Annotated in this window: 3 protein-coding genes; all 3 read right to left on the bottom strand. The window is 43.4% G+C overall.

Translation table 11 applies throughout. The features are described 5' to 3' along the window. Window positions 1-237: DUF4347 domain-containing protein (locus RIG27_RS21635; RefSeq protein WP_446348571.1), on the bottom strand; the 237-nt coding region annotated here is incomplete at its 3' end. Window positions 238-634: 397 nt separating this feature from the next. Beyond that, the gene (locus RIG27_RS21630) at window positions 635-1,144 is read right to left on the bottom strand and encodes a CIS tube protein (protein ID WP_446348569.1); all 510 of its coding nucleotides are present in this window, start codon (window positions 1,142-1,144) and stop codon (window positions 635-637) included. A gap of 424 nt (window positions 1,145-1,568) precedes the next feature. Further along, a complete protein-coding gene (locus tag RIG27_RS21625; protein WP_446348567.1) occupies window positions 1,569-1,802 on the bottom strand; it encodes a hypothetical protein in 234 nt (77 codons plus the stop codon). Between the last annotated feature and the right edge of the window lie 405 nt (window positions 1,803-2,207).

Here is a 2,207-nt window from a genome sequence, read left to right as displayed (position 1 = left end):
GGAGTGTTTAAGCTGAGTATTCCCCAGAGATAGACAACCGGGGGAACCATGGGCGACAATATCAAGGGTTTTAATCGTTTTGTGATGCTGGAGCGCTGTGGTGATTTGCTCAACACCATCCTGGTGGCGGTTGAGAATAATTACAAGAGCGTCAGGAGTAACACCCTTGAGTAAGGATTGATAGTCGGCAACGGCAGAGTCGATGACAACAAGTCGGAGAGGATTGTGCGAAAGCATCGTTTTTTTTACCCAATTCAATGCAGGAACGTGACCGTTGAACTCCTACCACTGATTGGCTTTTACCGATGAATCCTTTGACAATTCTTATTGAAACTTGAACCGAAGTAAAACTGATTAACGTTAGCTCAGGAGTTAGCCATTCACTGACAGGAAAATTATCAACAATTAGACCACTCATCAGTCTATACCCAGTGATTGGGTTTAGCAATAGTTATCGCTTTCTGACAAGACAATCATCCGATTAAATCCGGTTTTTGTCAGTTAACCTACTGATACGATACGAAATCTGGGTCAACCCAATACTGCTTGGATAAAGAAGTAGAGACGTTGCATGCAACGTCTCTACACTGCTCCTAGCTCCCCCATCCCTCCTAGAAACCTCCACCAGGCTACACTAACGCCCACCACTCTGACGCTGGCTAGCACCGGGTTGGGGTGTTCCCATTCCTGGTTGAGACACTGACTCATCAATTTCCTCCAATGTCAGGTTCACCGAGACTCGGACGGGTGTCCCATCGGGCAGAAACATGGTCAAGTTATAATCAACTTTTGTAACAAAACACCGAATATACTCCTGGGAACCCCAGGTAAACACATAAGTGGGAGGACGTTTTTCCCTTCCTTCCCCCGACTCGGCAAAATTCACCGCTTTCTCAAAGGGTTTCAGATGGCGGAGGACATTCTCACCTGTCTCGTATGTATCAAAAATAATGTCGTTAATCGAGAGGGTAACAGGTTCAGGATAAGCAAAGTTAACCTTGGGTAATCCTCTACCCGTTCGCGCTCCACTACTTTTTGTTAAGTTAATTTGCTGGCTAAACGCCAACTGGTTGGGGTTGAACATGAAATCAATGGTTCCCCCACCATCTGTAGAAATCAGTTTAGCTTTAACAAGTTGTGACATGACTGATGACCTCTGACTCAGTTTCTCCGACGATTGCTAAGGGGTAATTCTCCTTGTCTTAGGCTGGCTAAAAAAAATGACTTTCACTGACTACTATACCAGAGGGTTGACAAAATAGCGTCTGTGTGCGAAAGCCAATATTCTAGTGGACTGACACAGCTAAAATTGTGGAATAGATTTGACGTTAAACCGGGCGCAAGGATGGTGTCCCAGAAAATGCTAATCCACCAATTAAGGTGTGCCACGCCACTAGGATGAATCGAATTGTTGGATAGCCTGCTCTTGTATTAAGTGTAAAGGCAGGCAGACGGTTTGATGGTTGGGTTTTGGAGTGAATTGACTGAAGTATCAATGTGATGAAGTTTGAGTAGACACACCCTGGTTGAACACTCTGCCCAATCTTGGCTCGTTCAAGAGAACATCTCTAGAATTTTGAGGCGCTAGCGTTGAGTAACTTGACGTAAGCAATGGGAAGAACAAGGGGCCAACAGACTGTGGCAATACCAATCGTGAGAAAAGAGAAAACTTTTTGCTGGTTGGATAGTTTAATTCCGGGTGTAAAAAAGCGGAACCAAGCGGCTGATAAATACAGGGAAATAAGCGTGTATACACTGATAAAGCAAAGGGTCATGGCAAAACTCAAGATGTAAATCAACACAGATGAATCAGATTCTATATTGTGAGAGATATCTGATGTGTTTGGACTATTTGAATTATCATTAATTCTCCCAATCTTCTCTGTGTTGCTTATCTTTAAATCTAGTGATATTTAGACGGTCAACTGGTGAGGGATTTTAAGAAATTTTGTGATAAATATACTGAATGAAAATGATGAAGATCACAGTCATAGTTGGCTGATTGATTTAATTCCGCTCATTCAGCCCTGAACTAAAGCAGGACTTACGCACAAACGCCATTTATGGTAGGGGCACGGCATTGCCCATTGGTGTCAACTTAAGGGGAAATTTCCCCTTGAAATTACTCTCGGATTATCTCACCGCAAGACTTTCGCAGATTTTAAGCTAGTCTACCTACTGGAGTTAAGAGTAACAGCACTACTCAT

The sequence above is a fragment of the Coleofasciculus sp. F4-SAH-05 genome, from assembly GCF_040222985.1.
Classification (GTDB): domain Bacteria; phylum Cyanobacteriota; class Cyanobacteriia; order Cyanobacteriales; family Coleofasciculaceae; genus Coleofasciculus; species Coleofasciculus chthonoplastes.
This window is presented reverse-complemented; position numbering and strand designations above follow the sequence as displayed.